21 protein-coding genes are annotated in these 18,644 nt (G+C 63.8%); 20 read left to right on the forward strand and 1 reads right to left on the reverse strand.

Going from position 1 to position 18,644, the window contains the following annotated elements:
- Positions 1–95 precede the first annotated feature (95 nt).
- The 4 genes from secY to AC1C2N_RS13535 are packed head-to-tail and all read left to right on the forward strand — an operon-like array spanning position 96 to position 3,778.
- The gene (secY, locus tag AC1C2N_RS13520) at positions 96–1,418 is read left to right on the forward strand and encodes a preprotein translocase subunit SecY (RefSeq protein WP_483404880.1); all 1,323 of its coding nucleotides are present in this window, start codon (positions 96–98) and stop codon (positions 1,416–1,418) included.
- A complete protein-coding gene (locus AC1C2N_RS13525) occupies positions 1,415–2,002 on the forward strand; it encodes an adenylate kinase (RefSeq protein ID WP_483404879.1) in 588 nt (195 codons plus the stop codon). The genes secY and AC1C2N_RS13525 overlap by 4 nt, the downstream gene beginning before the upstream one ends.
- Before the next feature lie 41 nt (positions 2,003–2,043).
- The gene (gene map, locus AC1C2N_RS13530; protein ID WP_483404878.1) at positions 2,044–2,871 is read left to right on the forward strand and encodes a type I methionyl aminopeptidase; all 828 of its coding nucleotides are present in this window, start codon (positions 2,044–2,046) and stop codon (positions 2,869–2,871) included.
- Between the two features lie 28 nt (positions 2,872–2,899).
- On the forward strand, positions 2,900–3,778 hold the full coding sequence (locus AC1C2N_RS13535; protein WP_483404877.1) for an aminodeoxychorismate lyase: 879 nt from the start codon (positions 2,900–2,902) through the stop codon (positions 3,776–3,778).
- A 2-nt stretch (positions 3,779–3,780) separates the two neighbouring features.
- Here AC1C2N_RS13535 and AC1C2N_RS13540 read toward each other — a convergent pair whose 3' ends face one another.
- Positions 3,781–5,697, reverse strand: coding sequence for a BglG family transcription antiterminator (locus AC1C2N_RS13540; RefSeq protein ID WP_483404876.1), 1,917 nt, complete (start codon positions 5,695–5,697; stop codon positions 3,781–3,783).
- Positions 5,698–5,922: 225 nt separating this feature from the next.
- On the opposite strand from AC1C2N_RS13540, the gene AC1C2N_RS13545 reads away from it, so the two are divergent.
- From AC1C2N_RS13545 to glmM, 16 genes are all read left to right on the forward strand, one after another.
- Positions 5,923–6,282, forward strand: coding sequence for a PTS sugar transporter subunit IIB (locus tag AC1C2N_RS13545; RefSeq protein WP_483404875.1), 360 nt, complete (start codon positions 5,923–5,925; stop codon positions 6,280–6,282).
- Positions 6,275–6,541, forward strand: coding sequence for an HPr family phosphocarrier protein (locus tag AC1C2N_RS13550; protein ID WP_108391756.1), 267 nt, complete (start codon positions 6,275–6,277; stop codon positions 6,539–6,541). The genes AC1C2N_RS13545 and AC1C2N_RS13550 overlap by 8 nt, the downstream gene beginning before the upstream one ends.
- A gap of 27 nt (positions 6,542–6,568) precedes the next feature.
- Positions 6,569–8,263, forward strand: a complete 1,695-nt coding sequence (gene ptsP, locus AC1C2N_RS13555) for a phosphoenolpyruvate--protein phosphotransferase (RefSeq protein ID WP_495434271.1) — start codon at positions 6,569–6,571, stop codon at positions 8,261–8,263.
- Entirely contained in the window at positions 8,260–9,783 is a 1,524-nt protein-coding gene (locus AC1C2N_RS13560; protein ID WP_495434272.1) for a PTS mannitol transporter subunit IIBC, read from the forward strand. The genes ptsP and AC1C2N_RS13560 overlap by 4 nt, the downstream gene beginning before the upstream one ends.
- Positions 9,780–10,220 (forward strand): PTS mannitol transporter subunit IIA, encoded by a 441-nt coding sequence (locus AC1C2N_RS13565; protein WP_483404872.1) that lies wholly within the window; start codon positions 9,780–9,782, stop codon positions 10,218–10,220. Before AC1C2N_RS13560 ends, AC1C2N_RS13565 begins: the two co-directional genes overlap by 4 nt.
- Positions 10,217–11,362, forward strand: a complete 1,146-nt coding sequence (locus AC1C2N_RS13570) for a mannitol-1-phosphate 5-dehydrogenase (protein ID WP_495434273.1) — start codon at positions 10,217–10,219, stop codon at positions 11,360–11,362. The genes AC1C2N_RS13565 and AC1C2N_RS13570 overlap by 4 nt, the downstream gene beginning before the upstream one ends.
- Before the next feature lie 149 nt (positions 11,363–11,511).
- Entirely contained in the window at positions 11,512–11,733 is a 222-nt protein-coding gene (gene infA / locus AC1C2N_RS13575) for a translation initiation factor IF-1 (RefSeq protein ID WP_108391751.1), read from the forward strand.
- Between the two features lie 93 nt (positions 11,734–11,826).
- Positions 11,827–11,940 (forward strand): 50S ribosomal protein L36, encoded by a 114-nt coding sequence (gene rpmJ, locus AC1C2N_RS13580; RefSeq protein WP_108391750.1) that lies wholly within the window; start codon positions 11,827–11,829, stop codon positions 11,938–11,940.
- 152 nt (positions 11,941–12,092) lie between these two features.
- Positions 12,093–12,467 carry a 30S ribosomal protein S13 gene (rpsM, locus tag AC1C2N_RS13585; RefSeq protein ID WP_108391749.1) on the forward strand — a complete coding sequence of 125 codons (375 nt, stop codon included), beginning with the start codon at positions 12,093–12,095 and terminating at the stop codon, positions 12,465–12,467.
- Between the two features lie 44 nt (positions 12,468–12,511).
- Positions 12,512–12,910: a 30S ribosomal protein S11 gene (rpsK, locus tag AC1C2N_RS13590; protein ID WP_108391748.1), complete on the forward strand. Its 399-nt coding sequence runs from the start codon at positions 12,512–12,514 to the stop codon at positions 12,908–12,910.
- Between the two features lie 128 nt (positions 12,911–13,038).
- Complete coding sequence (locus tag AC1C2N_RS13595; RefSeq protein ID WP_108391747.1) at positions 13,039–14,031, forward strand: DNA-directed RNA polymerase subunit alpha; 993 nt, start codon at positions 13,039–13,041, stop codon at positions 14,029–14,031.
- A 47-nt stretch (positions 14,032–14,078) separates the two neighbouring features.
- The gene (gene rplQ, locus AC1C2N_RS13600) at positions 14,079–14,618 is read left to right on the forward strand and encodes a 50S ribosomal protein L17 (protein WP_495434274.1); all 540 of its coding nucleotides are present in this window, start codon (positions 14,079–14,081) and stop codon (positions 14,616–14,618) included.
- A gap of 585 nt (positions 14,619–15,203) precedes the next feature.
- The gene (truA, locus tag AC1C2N_RS13605) at positions 15,204–16,130 is read left to right on the forward strand and encodes a tRNA pseudouridine(38-40) synthase TruA (RefSeq protein WP_483404869.1); all 927 of its coding nucleotides are present in this window, start codon (positions 15,204–15,206) and stop codon (positions 16,128–16,130) included.
- Positions 16,131–16,265: 135 nt separating this feature from the next.
- Positions 16,266–16,712 (forward strand): 50S ribosomal protein L13, encoded by a 447-nt coding sequence (gene rplM / locus AC1C2N_RS13610; protein ID WP_108962888.1) that lies wholly within the window; start codon positions 16,266–16,268, stop codon positions 16,710–16,712.
- Positions 16,713–16,742: 30 nt separating this feature from the next.
- Positions 16,743–17,228: a 30S ribosomal protein S9 gene (gene rpsI / locus AC1C2N_RS13615; RefSeq protein ID WP_483404868.1), complete on the forward strand. Its 486-nt coding sequence runs from the start codon at positions 16,743–16,745 to the stop codon at positions 17,226–17,228.
- A gap of 27 nt (positions 17,229–17,255) precedes the next feature.
- Entirely contained in the window at positions 17,256–18,617 is a 1,362-nt protein-coding gene (gene glmM / locus AC1C2N_RS13620) for a phosphoglucosamine mutase (protein WP_483404867.1), read from the forward strand.
- Positions 18,618–18,644: the final 27 nt, after the last annotated feature.

Genomic DNA, 18,644 nt, shown 5'->3' on the forward strand with positions numbered 1-18,644 from the left:
AATCGAGTAGATTCGATTGCCGGGCCTGTTCGATACGGGGCCATCAACCGGCACTAAGAGCCGAATTCTTCGGCTCGAAAACCAGGAGGCCTTTTTTGTTTAGCGCCGTTGCGCGGATCTTCCGCACTCCAGACCTTCGACGGAAGATCGGGTTCACACTGGGCATCATCGCCCTGTATCGCCTTGGTTCATTCGTTCCAGCACCGTTCGTCGACTTCGGCAACGTCCAGGCCTGCCTGGCGCAGAACCAGGGGACCTCCGGCCTCTACGAACTCGTCAATCTCTTCTCCGGTGGAGCCCTGCTCCAGCTCTCGATCTTCGCGCTCGGGATCATGCCGTACATTACGGCGTCGATCATCGTGCAGTTGCTGCGCGTTGTGATCCCGCACTTCGAGACGCTCCACAAAGAGGGCCAGTCCGGCCAGGGCAAGCTGACCCAGTACACCAGGTACCTCACCATCTTCCTCGGCATCCTGCAGTCGACGACGCTCATCACTGTTGCGAGGTCAGGCGCGCTGTTCGGCACGAACGCGAGCGCCGAGTGCAGCCAGCTGCTGACCAACGACACCTGGTACGCCGTTCTTCTCATGGTCATCACCATGACGGCTGGTACGGGGCTCATCATGTGGTTCGGTGAAATGATCACCGAGCGCGGGATCGGCAACGGAATGTCGCTGCTGATCTTCACCTCCATCGCTGCAACCTTCCCCAGCTCGCTCGGGTCGATCTGGGCTGCGAAGGGATTCGAGACGTTCCTGCTCGTCCTCGCCGTCGGAATCGTGATCATGATGCTCGTCGTGTTCGTTGAACAGTCGCAGAGACGCATCCCTGTTCAGTACGCGAAGCGGATGGTGGGACGCCGCACCTACGGTGGCAACAACACCTACATCCCGATCAAGGTCAACATGGCCGGTGTCGTGCCGGTGATCTTTGCATCGTCGCTCCTGTACCTGCCCGCACTGATCGCCCAGTTCAACACGCCGGCCGCTGGCGAAGAGCCGGCCGCGTGGGTCACCTGGGTGACGAACTACCTCGTGCAGGGCGACCACCCGCTGTACATGGCCCTGTACTTCCTGCTCATCGTCGGCTTCACCTATTTCTACGTCGCTATTACCTTCAACCCGGAGGAAGTGGCAGACAACATGAAGAAGTACGGCGGCTTCATCCCCGGTATCCGCGCGGGACGTCCCACCGCCGAGTACCTCGACTACGTGCTCACCCGCGTGACGCTGCCAGGGTCGGTGTACCTCGGCCTCGTGGCACTCATCCCGCTGGTCGCCCTCGCGCTGGTTGGCGCAAACGCCAACTTCCCGTTCGGTGGCGCGTCGATCCTCATCATCGTCGGTGTCGGGCTCGAAACCGTCAAACAAATCGATTCACAGCTGCAACAGCGTCACTACGAAGGACTTCTCCGATGACCCGCCTCTTGATCGTCGGTCCTCCCGGCGCAGGAAAAGGAACCCAGGCCGCCATCATCGCCGAGACGTTCGGGATCCCGGCGATCTCGACCGGCGATATCTTCCGCGCGAACATCAAGGACGGGACCGAGCTCGGGATGAAAATCCAGGAGATCGTGTCGAGCGGTTCGTACGTGCCAGACTCGCTCACCAACGAGATCGTCCGTGATCGGCTTCACCAGGACGACGCGAACGAGGGATTCCTGCTCGACGGCTACCCACGTACCGTCGACCAGGTTCACGAGCTCGACTCGATCCTCGCCGAAACCGGTTCAGAGCTCGACGCCGTCGTGCGCCTGGTCGCCGACCCGGACGAGGTCGTCGCCCGGCTGCTCAAGCGGGCGACAGAGCAGGGACGCGCCGATGACACCGAAGACGTCATCCGGCACCGCCAGGATGTCTACCACGACCAGACCGAGCCCGTGATCGCCGCATACGCGGACCGCGGCCTCGTGATCGATGTCGACGGCCTCGGACCTGTCGACGAGGTCGCCAGGCGCGTCCGGGATGCCCTCGCTGCGCGTGGCATCGCGGTTACCGTCTGACCCTGCTCGCCCGAGCACCAACCAGAAATCCCAGACACACCATGCTGCGCAAGTCCATCTACAAAACCCCTGCCCAGCTTCGCCTCATGGTGGAGCCGGGACTCGCGACCGCCGCATCGCTCGCCGCAGCGCGGCAGGCGATCGCTGTCGGTCGAACCACACTCGAGGTCGACGCGGCTGCGGAAGCCGCGATCATCGCCCTTGGCGGTCAGCCGAACTTCAAGCTCGAGCCGGGCTACAACCACACGATCTGTGCCTCGGTCAACGAGGAAGTAGTGCACGGAATCCCGGGCGGGCGTCGCCTGGAGCCGGGAGACATCCTCTCGGTGGACAGCGGTGCCATCCTGGGCGGCTGGAATGGTGACGCGGCGATCACCGTCGTCCTGCCGGACCCGTCGCGTCCTGAGCTCGTCGCAGAGCGTCAGAAGCTCTCCGACGTCACCGAAGGTTCGCTCTGGGCCGGCATCGCGCGGCTTGCCCGCGCGCGTCACCTCAACGAGGTGGGTGAAGCGGTCCAGGAGTACGTCGAGAAGCACGGAAGCTACGGCATCCTCACCGACTATGTCGGGCACGGAATCGGACGCTCGATGCACGAAGCGCCCCCCGTCTTCAACTACCGGGTTCGTCAGAAGGGCCCAGAGGTGAAACCGGGACTGGTGGTTGCCATCGAGCCGATGGTCGTACTCGGGAGCATTGACACCCACACGCGCGATGACGACTGGACCGTCGCCACCGATGATGGCCTCGCCGCTGCCCACTGGGAGCACAGCGTCGCGGTCCACAAGGACGGAATCTGGGTGCTGACCGCGGAGGACGGGGGAGCGGCCGGCCTCGCTCCGTTCGGCGTGACTCCAACTCCCATCGCCTGAGACCGGTTCTGCGGCTAGTGTCGATGGCATGACTCGACTCGTGCTGCTGATCGATCCGCTCCCGGAGGACCGGGTTGCCACGGCCGCTGAACTCAGCGCCTCGCTGACGTTTGCGGCGGAAGACGAGCCGATTCTCACCGCATTCGACGCCGCCGCTGCGCGCGGCGACGGGGTGTTCGAGACGCTCGGAGCGCACGACGGTCGCGGGCGCGGTATCGACGCCCACCTCGCCAGGCTGACGGCATCCGCTCAGAAGCTCGACTTGCCCGAGCCGAACCACGACCAGTGGCGCCGGGCCATCGCCGAGCTGCTGGACGCGCTCCCCGCCGGGGGACAGGCGTCCATCCGACTCACCATCACCCGCGGGACGGAGTCGGCCGGTCCGACGTGCTGGGCCACAGCGACCGCCATCACCCGTGACTTTCCCGAGCGCGAGAACGGGGTCAGGATTGTCACCCTCAGCCGCGGCTACGCCAACGACGTTGGCGAGACCAGCCCGTGGCTGCTGGTGGGGGCCAAGACCCTGTCGTACGCCATCAACATGGCTGCCATTCGCGAAGCACAGCGTCGTGGTGCAGACGATGTCGTGTTTACGTCAACAGACGGCTTCGCGCTGGAAGGACCGACGTCGACGTTGCTCGTCCGGCAGGGAAACACCATAGTCACCCCGACGATCCAATTCGGCATCCTGGCGGGGACCACGCAGGCCGAGCTTTTCGATCACCTCACGGGTCAGGGCTTCGAGTGCGTGTACCGAACAGTCGACGTAGCCGAATTGCTTCGGTCGGATGCTGTCTGGCTGGTGTCGAGCGTCCGCCTCGCTGTGCCGGTCACCGAGGTGGACGGCACGCCGATCCCCACCGATCGCGAGTTGACCAGACGGCTGAACTCAGCGTTGCTTGCCTGAGGCTAGGAATCCATGGTGCGGACGAGTTCGTCGATGAACGCGGCGAAGTCCGTGGATTTGCGGATGATGCGCTGGACGTCCTCCCGGTCGGAGAAGACCTCGACGAACTGATCGAACACCGTCTGGAAGCTCGCGCGTCCTGCCTCGCTGAACGCGATGAGCGCGACGACGTTCACCCGGCTGTCGCCCCACGGCATGCTGGACTCGTTCACGGCAATAGCTATCGACGTCGTGGTTGCCGTCATCGCCATGGCGTGCGGAACGGCCAGCGAATCGGTGAAGGCGGTCGATGACATCCGTTCTCGCTCGATGGCGCCTTCGATGTAGCTGTCGTCGATGATGCCGCGGTCGCGCATGAGCCCGCCGAGGGTGCGGATCATGGACTCTTCGTCACTGGCCTGGACGTTGCGGAGAAAGAGTGCGCCGTCGAAGTACCGCAGCACGTCGTCCTTGATCAGCGCCCTGCGGCGGACCCGCTTGAGCCTCGCGATCGCCTGGCGCACCCGGTCGGCATCGGCATCGGTGAAGAACGGCTGAACGGTGAGGATCGAGTCGGACGGCACAGGGGGCTCGATGGTCGTGAGCACGATGTCTGCGTCGAGTTCGTTCCACGCGACGTCACTCCGGGTGATGACCTTGACCACCTCGAGCGTGTCGCCGAGGAGGATCATGACCCGATCGCGAAGCATGAGGTGCATGTCGTAGTAGTTCGGGCAGACGATGACGCAGCGCATCAACTCGTCCCGCCTGACCTGCTGCTGAAGGTGGGCGCCAACGTGCATGGCGATGTAGGCGATCTCGTCGTCGTTGATTTCGATGGATCCCTGGCGCTGGAGCCGGCTCGCGATGAACACCGCCAGTTCGTAGATCATCGGGTACGAGGTCTTGATGCTCCGAGCGAGCGGGTTGCGGGAGTAGGAGTGCTCCTGCGCACGGCGAAGCAGGTTCTGGACGTGCAGGGTCAGCCTGGTGATGAAATCCTCATCGCTGAGGTCGACGAGATACTCGTTTCCGGCGGAGAGCACGATCGAGCGCACGGTCTCGAGGTCGGACGAATCCAGGTATCCGGGGTGCGCGTCGGTGCCGTCGACCGCGTCTGTGGCCTGGACGCCCCTCGTCGCGAGGAGATACGCGAGGTACTCGACATCGGTAGCGCCGAGCCTGGTGCCGAGGGATGCCTCGATGAGGGCGCCAAGTCTCTCGGTCAGTTCGGTGGATGCCTCGGCGGGCTGAGGTGCCCCCTCCTGGACCCGCTGGTCCTTCGACACCCTGTCGACGGCGATCGCGATGTGCAGGAGAACATTGTCGATGCCGTAGTCGTTGAGGAGATAACCGAGGTCGGTGAGCATGGCGAGCAGGTCGGTCTTGAACTCGCTGAGATTGTGTGCCGAGAATTCACGCTGGATCGCCTCGAGTTCAATCAGCCCGCGTTCGGTCTCGTCGCGGAACATGCGGCTGAGTAACCGGCGCCTCGCCAGTTCGCTGCCACGGAGCATCACCGTGCTTCCGGACCGGACGAGCGTCAGCTCCGCTTCGGAGAGCAGCAGACGGACGCGCGACAGGTCGGCTTCGATGGTGGACTCCGACACGAACAGCGCTGATGCGAGTTCAAAGACATCGAGTCCGTCAGGGCTGTCGACGAGACGCCGCACGATGGAGTACAGCCGGGCACGGGGCGTCTCAGTCTGCGACTCGAGCGCACCCTGCCTGAACGCCGCCCAGGCGTCGAGGGAAATCCGGTAGCCCTGCGGCCCTCCCGTGATGAGGTCGAGCCCGGCAGCCCGGTCCTTGAGCGCGGTCACGTAATTCCGCACGCTGCGCGTGGTCACGCCGAGCGCGTCTGCCAGTTCGGCGGCGGTGACCCAGGTGTCGGCGCGCGCGAGATACCAGGCGATGCGGTCTTGTTTCTCGCGTGTCACGTGCAACTCCTGTCGAACCCGAGTCCGCGATGGCCGGTCCCGACTCCAGTCAACGTTACCCTCGAGTGGGCCTCGTTCGTCGATTTCACGCCCGAAAGCCGCTCGGGGTTTCCTACCCTGCGGAAGAGAACATGGTGGCAATCACCTTCGGAACTCGTAATGCTTGACAAGCTGGCCATTTTTCGGCGCAGATTTCCATAGCAACAGGTCGACGGAGGCGGATCAATGAAGATCCTCGTAGTGTGCGGCGCGGGAGCGTCCAGTACCTTTGTCGCCCAGCGCGTGAGGAAAGCGGCCATGGCGAGAAAGATCGACGTGTCAGCGACAGCGTGCCCCCTCAACGCCCTCGACGCTCAGAGCGCGGGCGCTGATGTCGTCCTCCTCGGACCCCACCTGACCCCGTATGTCGACAGCATCCGCTCGACCGCTCACTCACGAGGAGTGGCCGTCGCGGTCATGCCCGCCTCAGTCTTCTCGTCGCCGGCTGGCGACGAAGCCCTCGACCTTGCTCTTTCAGCTGCCGGAGCACGGTCCACACGCGAGGGAACACACAGGCAAGCGACGGAGGAAACACTTCATGGCTGAACGCACCGTTCGAATCGGTTCATCTCACGGTCTCCACGCCCGTCCCGCGAAACTGTTCACACAGGCGGCGGCGGCGTCTGGGGCAAACGTCACCATCGCCAAGGGAAGCGGCAAACCGGTCAACGCTTCGAGCATCCTCGGTGTGATCTCGCTCGGTGTCGACTTCGGTGACTACGTCACGCTCACCGCAGACGGTACCAACGCCGATGCTGTGCTCGATCAACTCGTGGAGCTACTTGTGACCGACCATGACGAATAAACGATCAACGAGCCGAGGAGAGCAGTCATGACTGTGACAGGAACACACACAACACTGCAGGGCACCGGGATCGGACAGGGTGTGGTCGTCGGTGTCGTCGCCCGTATGTCTGAGCCATTGCCTGAGCCGCAGGACACGCCGAGCACGAAGTCCGTTGAGGACGAAGCCGGACGCGCGAGGGCATCGCTCAGCGTTGTCGCGCGCGACCTGGAGGAACGGGGAAAGTCCGCCGGTGGCACCGCCCGCGACGTGCTCGAAGCACAGGCGATGATGGCAGAGGACCCGACACTCTCCGACATCATCGATGAGAGCCTGGCGCGGGGGATCACCGCCGAGCGCGCCGTGTTCGAGGCGTTCGCCAGCTTCCGCGACCAGCTCGCCGCCATGGGCGGTTACCTGGGGGAGCGCGCCGCAGACCTTGACGATGTCTCCCAGCGCGTGATCGCCGACCTCTCCGGTGTGCCCGCTCCTGGCGTACCGAACCCCGACCACCCGTTCGTGCTCGTTGCGCGCGACCTCGCGCCGGCTGACACCGCGCTTCTCGACCTCGACAAGGTCCTCGGCCTCATTACGAGCGATGGCGGACCGACATCACACACGGCAATTCTCGCCCGCGAGAAGTCAATCGTCGCGGTCGTCGGCACGGCGGATGTCTCGGCGCTGGCCGACGGGACGACGGTCATCGTCGACGCTGCGGCAGGAACTGTAACGGCCTCGCCGAGCGAAGACGAGGTTGCCTCGGCCGAACGACGTATCGCCGAGCGCCAGGCTGCAGCGGTCGCCCCGGTGACCCCCGGTGCGCTCAAGGACGGGACCCTGGTCCCTCTGCTCGCCAACCTCGGTTCGTCCGAGGGCGCGCAGGGCGCAGCGAACGCGGGAGCGGAGGGTGTCGGACTGTTCCGCACCGAATTCCTCTTCCTCGACGCCGGCGGTTCCGCGCCGACAGTCGCCCAGCAGCGTGAGCACTACACGCGACTGCTGCAGGCATTCCCCGGCAAGAAGGTCGTCGTCCGCGTGCTTGACGCCGGAGCTGACAAGCCGTTGCCCTTCCTCAACGATGTGCACGAGGAGAACCCGGCACTCGGCCTGCGCGGGCTGCGCGCCCTTCGGGCCAGCGAGGACATCCTTCGCGAGCAGCTCACCGCTCTCGCCGAAGCCGACAAGGCAACCGAAGCCGACCTGTGGGTCATGGCACCCATGGTGTCGACGGTCGAAGAGACGAAGTACTTCGTCGCCATCGCCCGTGAGTACGGCATCAAAACCGCCGGTGTGATGGTGGAAGTGCCGTCGCTCGCGCTCCTCGCCCCCCAGGTCCTCGCAGCAAGTGACTTCGCGTCGATCGGCACCAACGACCTGACCCAGTACACGCTCGCTGCCGACCGCATGCTCGGCTCGGTCGCAGCGCTCCAGGACCCGTGGCACCCCGCTGTGCTCCGTCTCGTCGGGGAGGTCGGCGCTGCCGGCGCCTCGACCGGCAAGCCGGTCGGAATCTGCGGTGAGGCCGCGGCTGACCCGCTCCTCGCCGTCGTGCTCGTCGGACTCGGCGCGACCACCCTGTCCATGTCCACCCCGGCGCTCGTCGACGTACGAGCGTCCCTCCTGAAATACACCATCGACGAGGCCCGAAAACTCGCCGAGATCGCCCTGGCCGCCGAAGGCGCGGCCGAAGCCCGTGCAGCGGTTGCCGCCGCTGCACTCACCCTGAAAGAGGAACAATCATGACAACGACGACGTCGTCGACACAGACCAAGAAGGCAGGGGGTGCACGGGTTCGCGTTCAGCGATTCGGCACCTTCCTGTCCGGCATGGTCATGCCGAACATCCCCGCGTTCATCGCGTGGGGGCTGATCACCGCACTCTTCATTGACACCGGTTGGACGCCGAACGCGCAGCTCGCAACCCTCGTTGCTCCCATCCTCTACTTCCTGCTTCCACTTCTGATCGCCAACACCGGCGGCCGGATGATCTACGACCAGCGCGGTGGCGTCGTCGCGACGATCGCGACCATGGGAATCATCACGGCGACCATGGGAGACCCGGTCTTCAGCGGTTCGCCGATGTTCCTCGGCGCCATGATCGCCGGCCCGCTCGCCGCGTGGATCATGAAGAAGGTCGACAGCCTCTGGGAAGGCAAGATCAAGGCCGGCTTCGAGATGCTGGTGAACAACTTCTCGGCCGGCATCCTCGGCGCGATCCTCGCGATCATCGCCTACTTCGGGCTCGCCCCGATCATCCAGGCGATCACAACCGCGCTGGGTACAGCTGTCAACTGGCTGATCGAAGCCGGACTCCTGCCGCTCGCGAGCATCCTCATCGAGCCAGCAAAGGTTCTGTTCCTCAACAACGCCATCAACCACGGCGTCCTCACCCCGCTGGCACTTCAGCAGTCTGAGGAAACCGGAAAGAGCATCCTCTTCCTGCTCGAGGCAAACCCTGGTCCAGGACTCGGACTGCTCCTGGCGTTCAGCATCTTCGGCCTCGGCGCTGCGAAGGCGACCGCACCCGGTGCGATCATCATCCAGTTCTTCGGTGGAATCCACGAGATCTACTTCCCGTACGTTCTCTCGAAGCCGATTCTTCTCCTCGCCGTCATCGCGGGTGGAGCCAGTGGTGTCGCGACCAACGCGATCTTCGGATCCGGTCTCGTCAGTGTCGCGTCTCCCGGCAGCATCTTCGCAATTCTCGCCGTGACCGAACGCAACAGCTTCGTCGGTGTCATCCTCTCGGTCCTGATCGCGGCAGCTGTGTCGTTCGTCGTGGCAGCCGTCATCCTGCGGGCATCGCGCAAGCGCGACCTCGCGTCCGGCAACGCCGGTGACATGGGAGCGGCCGTTGCTGCAACCCAGGCCAACAAGGGCAAGCAGAGCTCGGTCCTCGGCGGCCTCGTCACCGAGGGAACCACGGACACCGGTTCGGCAACAGGAACCGGAACCACGACGCTCGTGAAGAACATCGTCTTCGCGTGCGACGCCGGTATGGGCTCAAGCGCCATGGGAGCATCCGTTCTCCGCAACAAGATCAAGAAGGCCGGCGTTACCGACGTCACTGTGACCAACCAGTCGATCGCGAACCTCAAGGGTGACGCCGATCTCGTCATCACCCACCAGGACCTCACGGACCGGGCACGGGAGAAGTCGCCGAACTCACAGCACATCTCGGTCGACAACTTCATGAACAGCCCGAAATACGATGAGGTCGTCGAACTCGTCAAGCGCAACAACAGCCAGGGAGCCGCCGAATGACCGAATCCATCCTGACACCGGGAAACATCGTCGCCGAGGGATCGGCTACGACGAAGGAAGAAGCGATCCGCGAGGCCGGCGCGCTCCTGGTCGCCGCCGGCGCGGTGAAGCCGGAGTACGTCGACGCGATGCTGGAGCGCGAGGCATCCGTCTCGACCTACATGGGCAACTTCCTCGCGATTCCCCACGGAACGAACGACGCCAAGGATGCGATCGTGCGTTCGGCGCTGTCGCTCGTCCGGTACACGAACCCGATCGACTGGGATGGGGATGAGGTGCGTTTCGCCGTCGGCATCGCCGGGCTCAACAATGAGCACCTCGAGATCCTCTCGAAGATCGCCATTGTGTTCTCGGACGAGGACGAGGTTTCGAAGCTCATCAACGCCGCAGACGCGAACGAACTGTTCGCGCTGCTCGAGGAGGTCAACGCAGAATGAAAGCTGTTCACTTCGGCGCGGGCAACATCGGACGAGGATTCGTCGGCCTGTTGCTCCACGACGCCGGCTATGAAGTTGTCTTCGCCGACGTGAACGCTGAGCTCATCGACGCGTTGAACGCGGCGCCGAGCTACGAGGTGCACGAGGTCGGTGACGGTGGCTCTGATCGCACCGTCACCGGCTACCGTGCCGTCAACAGTGCCACGAACGAAAACGAGCTCATCGCCGAGATTCAGACGGCCGATGTCGTCACGACGGCGGTCGGACCGAACATCCTGAAGTTCGTCGCTCCGGTGATCGCGCGTGCCCTTGCCCTTCGGGACTCGGGTCTTCCTCCGCTCGCCGTGATGGCCTGCGAGAACGCCATCAACGCGACAGATCTGCTCAGGACCGAGATCCAGTCGAGCGTCGCTCCCGAGCAGTGGGAGGCGCTCTCGCCGCGTGCGGTCTTTGCGAACACAGCCGTCGACCGGATCGTGCCAGGCCAGGACCCGGCAGCGGGCATCGACGTCACGGTCGAGGCCTTCTACGAGTGGGTCATCGAGTCTGGCCCGTTCGGGGACGCTTTGCCTGAGATCCCCGGTGCGACGTTCGTCGACGCTCTCGGACCGTACATCGAGCGCAAGCTGTTCACCGTCAACACCGGCCACGCCACCGCGGCCTACTACGGTTTCGCCGCCGGCATCGAGAAGATCTCCGACGTGCTGGCGAACAGTGACGTTGCGGATGCCGTGCGCCGCGTCCTCGAGGAAACCAGCGCGCTTCTCGTGGTCAAGCACGGGATCGACGCTGAGGTGCAGCGCGAGTACCGGGAGAAGATCCTCACCCGCTTCGCCAATCCGCACCTGCCGGACACCGTGCAGCGCGTTGGCAGACAGCCGCTGCGCAAGCTCAGCCGCAACGAGCGATTCATCAGCCCGGCAGCGGAACTGGCCGAGCGTGGCTTGAGTCACACCGCGCTGCTCGACGCCATCGGGAAAGCACTCGAGTTCCAGGTGGCCGACGACGAGCAAAGCACCGAAATGCAGGGCCTGCTCTCGGAGCTCAGCGCCGACGAATTCGTCGAGCGTGTCTCGGGACTTGCGCCGGAGCATCCGCTCTATGCCGGCCTCGTCACGGTCGTGCGGGAGCACCAGAAGTAGCAGCGTCGCCAGTTGGCGAAAAGGCAATAAATACCATAAGATTGTCTGTTGGTGCTTTGCGCACGTTTCTGGCGTGTCATCCACAAGGACTCAGCAGCATCGAAATCCACCGCACGACCAGTGCAACTATTTTTAGCGACAGTGAGGCTATGGCCAAAAAAGACGGTGTCATTGAGATCGAAGGCTCGATCGTTGAAGCTTTGCCCAACGCGATGTTTCGTGTTGAGCTGACCAACGGTCACCGCGTTCTTGCCACGATTAGCGGCAAGATGCGTCAGCACTACATCCGCATCCTCCCCGAGGACCGCGTGATCGTGGAGCTCAGCCCCTACGATCTGACCCGCGGCCGGATCGTTTACCGCTACAAGTAACACGCACTGTAAGTAACGGCCGCTCAGGCTGGTTCGGCACATCTGTGTTCGGACCTGAGGGAGCGGTACGACGACAGCGAGAGAGAGAAACTCATGAAGGTCAAGCCCAGCGTTAAGAAGATCTGCGAAAAGTGCAAGGTCATCCGTCGCAATGGACGCGTCATGGTCATCTGCGAGAACCCGCGCCACAAGCAGCGCCAGGGCTAAATTCTTCGTCTGACGAAGAACAGCAGTACACCAATCGCAGCGCAAGCTGCACAATATCGGCAGTTCCAGAACTCATTCGAGGGACACCTCGGGTCGGAGGCCCGGGCACAGGAACTGCTCCACACCTCCACTAACTCCTAGGAGAAGCCACCATGGCACGTCTCGCCGGCGTAGACATTCCCCGCGATAAGCGCGTGGAAATCGCACTGACGTACATTTACGGTGTTGGACGCACGAGGGCTCTGAAGACCCTCGTCGACACCGGCATCAGCGGAGACATCCGTGTGAAGGATCTCAGCGACGACCAGTTGGTCCTGCTGCGTGACTACATCGAAGGCAACTACAAGGTAGAGGGTGACCTCCGCCGTGAAGTTCAGGCCGACATCCGCCGCAAGGTTGAGATTGGCAGCTACGAGGGAATTCGTCACCGTCGTGGCCTGCCCGTTCGTGGACAGCGCACCAAGACCAACGCTCGTACCCGTAAGGGCCCGAAGCGCACAGTTGCCGGCAAGAAGAAGGCTCGCTAGGCCCCGGCCTTCGAGCTCTTTGCCGAAAGATTTAGGAGATATTCATGGCTGCACCCAAAACCGCTGCCCGCAAGCCGCGTAAAAAAGAGAAGAAGAACATTGCTGTGGGCCAGGCCCACATCAAGTCGACCTTCAACAACACGATCGTCTCGATCACCGACCCGACTGGTGCTGTCATCAGCTGGGCATCCTCTGGTGGAGTCGGCTTCAAGGGTTCACGTAAGTCGACCCCGTTCGCCGCTCAGCTCGCTGCAGAGTCTGCTGCCCGCCAGGCACAGGAACACGGCATGAAGAAGGTTGACGTCTTCGTCAAGGGACCCGGTTCAGGCCGCGAGACCGCGATCCGTTCACTTCAGGCCGCTGGCCTCGAGGTCGGATCGATCAACGACGTTACCCCGCAGGCGCACAACGGTTGCCGCCCGCCGAAGCGCCGCCGCGTTTAAGCACACTTCGATTCTCGACGATTGAGCGGCGCCAGTTCTGGCGCTGCTCAATCGTCGGCTCGGATACAACTTCATACCTCGTCATTGCAAGTGTCATATAGCGGACACTTAGCCGAAAGGAACACATAGTGCTTATTGCACAGCGCCCAACGCTCACCGAAGAGAACATTTCAGAGTTCCGCAGCCGGTTCGTGATTGAGCCCCTGGAGCCTGGCTTCGGATACACCCTCGGCAATTCACTTCGCCGTACCCTTCTGTCTTCCATCCCCGGCGCTGCAGTAACCAGCATCCGCATCGACGGCGTGCTGCACGAGTTCAGCACCATCCCCGGTGTCAAGGAAGACGCGACCGAGATCATCCTGAACATCAAGGGTCTCGTCGTTTCGAGCGAGCACGACGAGCCGATCACCGCTTACCTTCGTAAGACCGGTGCTGGGCAGGTCACCGCCGCTGACATTTCGGCACCGGCCGGCGTCGAGGTCCACAACCCGGACCTCGTCATCGCGACCCTCAATGACAAGGCGAAGTTCGAACTCGAACTGACCATCGAGCGTGGCCGTGGCTACGTGTCAGCAACGCAGAACCGCAACGAGTTCTCCGAAGCCGGCCAGATCCCGATCGACTCGATCTACTCGCCAGTGCTCAAGGTCACCTACCGCGTCGAGGCAACTCGTGCCGGTGAGCGCACTGACTTCGACCGCCTGGTCGTCGATGTCGAGACGAAGCCGGCCATCACGCCGCGCGACGCCATCGCATCAGCGGGCAAGACCCTCGTCGAACTGTTCGGCCTCGCTCGCGAGCTGAACAACGCGGCAGAGGGCATCGAGATCGGCCCGGCACCGGTTGACGCCGTTCTGCCCGGCGAGCTCTCGATTCCGATCGAAGACCTCGACCTTTCGGTCCGTTCATACAACTGCCTCAAGCGCGAGGGCATCAACACGGTCTCCGAGCTTGTCGCTCTGAGCGAGACCCAGCTGATGAACATCCGCAACTTCGGACAGAAGTCGGTCGATGAGGTTCGCGACAAGCTCGTGGAAATGGGCCTTTCGCTCAAGGACTCGGTTCCCGGGTTCGATGGCGCTCACTTCTACTCGGGCTACGACGACGAGACAAGCAACTAAGGCTCGTCCCCGGACGCCCTTTCATTTTTTGATACTGGAGATACAACATGCCTACGCCCACTAAAGGCCCCCGCCTCGGAGGCGGACCAGCGCACGAGCGTTTGATGCTCGCCAACCTGGCCGCTGCCCTGTTCACCCACAAGAGCATCAAGACCACCGAGACGAAGGCCAAGCGCCTCCGCCCGGTCGCCGAGCGCCTCATCACGTTCGCAAAGCGGGGCGACCTGCACTCCCGCCGTCGCGTTATGCGCACGATCGGTGACACCTCGGTCGTTCACGAGCTCTTCACCGAGATCGCGCCGCTCGTTGCAGAGCGCGAGGGTGGATACACCCGCATCACGAAGCTCGGCTTCCGTAAGGGCGACAACGCCTCGATGGTTCAGATTGAGCTCGTTCTCGAGCCCGTCACCCCCAAGGTGAAGAAGTCGAAGCCGGCTGCCGCACAGGCTGAGACGCCTGTTGTCGCCGAAGAGACTGCTCCCGAGGTTGAGGCTGAAGAGCCCGCAGCCGAGGCAGCTCCCGAGGCTGAGGTTACTGAAACCGAAGCTGAGGTCGTCGAGGCTGAGAAGGCCGACGACACCAAGTAGCACTCGTTTCACTCGAAGCCCCCGTCATCCTTTTGGATGGCGGGGGCTTTGCCGTTGGCGGCGTCGCGCTGGTGCGTATGGCACCCGGGACGTGCAAACTGCGCGAGAACATCAGTTGCGGTCGAGCGCATCAGTTGCGCGGGATGTTCTCGACCGGAAGTGGTGCTCTCGCTGGGCGGCGAGCTCACTCGGCACGGGTGCCGTGTGCGGGGCGACCGGATGCCGCGTTGCCGCGTGCCCGCCGACATCCGTCGCCGTCCGCGTGGGTGCGTGCCGACACCGGGGGAGAGGCACCTGCGGGCGGGCTCAGCGCCGGGACGTGCAAACTGCGCGAGACCATCAGTTGCGGTCGAGCGCATCAGTTGCGCGGGATGTTCTCGACCGGAACTGGTGCTCTCGCCGGGCGGCGAGCTCACCCGGCGCGGGTGCCGCGCGGACGAGAACATCAGTTGCGGTCGAGCGCATCAGTTGCGCGGGATGTTCTCGACCGGAAGTGATGCGCTCGCGCGGAGGTGCGAGCGCGTGGGTGATGGCGTGCGGATGTGCGCGGGCGGATGCCACCGGTGATGCCGATAAACTTCCGAGGTGGACCCCGCCCCGACCAGCACCAGATTCCGGCTCGACATCGCCTATGACGGCACGCACTTCGCGGGCTGGGCGAAGCAGCCGGGGCTCCGCACCGTGCAGGGCGTGCTCGAGGAAGCCATCACCACCATCCTGGGCAAGCACGGTGACAGGATCCTGGTCGCGGTCGCCGGACGCACCGACACCGGCGTGCACGCGACGGGCCAGGTGGCACACCTCGATCTCGACGAGGAACGCGCTGCTCGCGTTCGCCGGGGGAGACCGGCCAAAGACGGCTTGCATCCGACGGGAAGCGCACTGCGCCGCAAGGTCAACGGCGTCCTCGGCCAGTACCCCGACGTTCTCATCACCAACGCCCGCCCGGCCGCGCCGGGCTTCGATGCACGCTTCTCCGCGATCTGGCGCCGCTACGAGTACCGGATCGCCGACAGCATTTCCTTCCGCAATCCGCTGGAGCGCGCCCAGACGGTATGGCATCCGTCGCCGCTCGATGTCGACCGGATGAACGCGGCAGCCCAATCGCTCGTCGGCCTCCATGACTTTGCGACGTATTGCCGGCCCCGCGAGGGCAGGACCACGATCCGCACGCTTCAGCGTTTCGGCTGGATCAGGGATGCTGAGGGAGTGCTCGTGGCTGATGTGCGAGCGGATGCCTTCTGCCACAGCATGGTTCGCGCGCTCGTCGGTGTCTGCGTTGCTGTGGGTGAGGGGAAGCTGGAAGTGGCTGACGCTGAGCGGCTGCGGAGCGAGGTGACGAGGTCGAACGAGTTCGCTGTGATGCCCGCCCGCGGCCTCACCCTCGCCGAGGTGGGGTATCCAAGCGATGCCCTGCTGGGGCAGCGTGCCGCGCTGACGCGCCAGCGACGGAGCCTCGACGACGGCCGCGACCCCTTTGCCGAGTTTGACGACGATGATGAGGCCGGGTAAGGTTGCTCCTTGGTGTCCATACTCCCTGCAGTGCGGCACCCGAAGTTGAGCCCTCCACCTGCGGCGTTCTCGTCAGAACTCCCAACGGAGCGGGATTCACGACCAACCAACTTACGACAAGAAAGCAGCACTACTGTGACGCGCACTTATTCCCCCAAGGTCTCTGAGATCCAGCGTGACTGGTTCATCATTGACGCCACCGACATCGTGCTTGGCCGTCTGGCCAGCCAGGTCGCCATTCTCCTCCGTGGAAAGCACAAGGCTACCTTTGTGAACCACATGGACACCGGTGACTTCGTCATCATCATCAACGCCGAGAAGGTCGCTCTTACCGGCCAGAAGCTCCTGCAGAAGAAGGCTTACCGCCACTCGGGTTACCCGGGCGGCATCAAGGCTGTCACCTACGCCGAGCTGCTCGAGAAGAACCCGACCCGCGCGGTGGAGAAGGCTGTTCGCGGCATGCTCCCCAAGAACTCCCTCGGTGCTGCGCAGCTGCGCAAGCTGAAGGTATACACCGGTAACGAGCACCCCCACGCTGCGCAGCAGCCCAAGACGTTCACCCTCGACCAGGTCGCCCAGTAAGCGCCCGGAATAGAAATAAGGATTCCTACAGTGGCGAAGATCGCAGATTCCATCGCAGAGACCCCGGAGAGCTTCTCCACCGAAACGCCGGTCGAGGCAGCTCCCAAGGCAGCCCGTCCCGCACTGAGCGTGCCCGGAGCAGCAGTTGGCCGTCGTAAGCAGGCTATTGCCCGCGTTCGGCTCATCCCGGGAACCGGCACCATCACGGTCAACGGCCGTGAGCTTGCCGAGTACTTCCCGAACAAGCTGCACCAGCAGCTCATCAACGACCCGTTCACCATCCTCGACCTGGCTGGCGGCTACGACGTCATCGCTCGCATCTCCGGCGGTGGCCCTTCAGGCCAGGCCGGCGCGCTGCGCCTCGGCATCGCCCGTGCGCTCAACCAGATCGACGAAGAGAACAACCGCGCAACCCTGAAGAAGGCCGGATTCCTCTCGCGTGACGCTCGCGTCAAGGAGCGCAAGAAGGCCGGTCTCAAGAAGGCTCGTAAGGCTCCCCAGTTCTCGAAGCGCTAACCGCGCCTCGGATCAGGACTGCTTTCTATGCCTCGCCTGTTTGGTACTGATGGTGTTCGCGGCCTCGCGAACAAGGACCTGACGGCAGACCTCGCTCTCGGCCTTGCCCAAGCCACCGCTGTGGTGCTTGGGCAGGGCCGAAGTGCTGAGGCCCGTCGTGCTGAAGGTAAAAGGCCCGTCGCCGTGCTCGCACGCGACCCCCGTATCTCCGGAGAGTTCCTGTCGGCGGCCGTTGCCGCAGGATTGGCTTCGAGCGGCGTCGACGTCCTCGACGCCGGGGTTATTCCGACCCCAGCCGCCGCGTTCCTGATCGCAGACATCGACGCCGACTTCGGCGTCATGATCTCGGCGAGCCACAACCCGGCGCCAGACAACGGAATCAAAATCTTCGCTCGCGGAGGCACCAAGCTTCCCGACGCCGTCGAGACGCGCATTGAAGAGCACCTCGACGAACCCAACTGGGCTCCCACCGGCGCCGACGTCGGTCGCATCCGCCGCTTCGCCGACGCGGAAGACCGTTACGTCCTGCACCTGCTCGGCAGTTTGCCCCACAGGCTCGATGGGATCCACGTGGTCCTCGACTGTGCGCACGGCGCAGCTGCCGGAGTGTCACCCGAGGTGTTCCGCGATGCGGGCGCCCGGGTCACCGTCATCGGAAACGATCCCGACGGTATGAACATCAACGATGGCGTCGGCTCGACTCACCTCGACCTGCTGGCCGAAGCTGTGCTCGAGCACGGTGCCGACATCGGTATCGCCCACGACGGCGATGCTGACCGCTGCCTCGCCGTCGACGCGAACGGCAAGGTCATCGACGGAGACCAGATCATGGCGATCCTGGCCGTTTCCATGAAGGAACGCGGCCGGCTGACCGACAACACGCTCGTCGCCACGGTGATGAGCAACCTCGGGCTGCGCATGGCCATGGAGCAGCACGGTATCTCGATGGTGCACACCAAGGTCGGCGACCGTTACGTCCTCGAGGCGATGGACGGCGGCAAATTCGCGCTCGGTGGTGAACAGTCCGGGCACGTCATCATGAGTGAGTTCGCGACGACAGGCGACGGCATCCTCACCGGACTTCACCTGGCGGCTGAGATGGCCCGAACCGGCAAGACCGCTGCAGAGCTCGCGAGCGTGATGACCGTCTACCCACAGATTCTCGTGAACGTGCGGGACGTGGATCGCGAGGGCATCCACAAGGATGAGGTGCTCGCTGACGTCGTCCGCGCCGCCGAAACCGAGCTGGGTGATACCGGTCGGGTGCTGTTGCGTCCAAGCGGAACCGAACAGCTGGTTCGCGTGATGGTCGAGGCTGCTGACCAGCTGACCGCCGACCGCCTGGCTCACCAGATCGCGGACGTGGTCCGGGTACGGCTCGCGGTCTAGGGTCGCCCCTTACCCACCGTTCACCAG

It is taken from the genome of Mycetocola sp. Y791 (assembly GCF_059445325.1).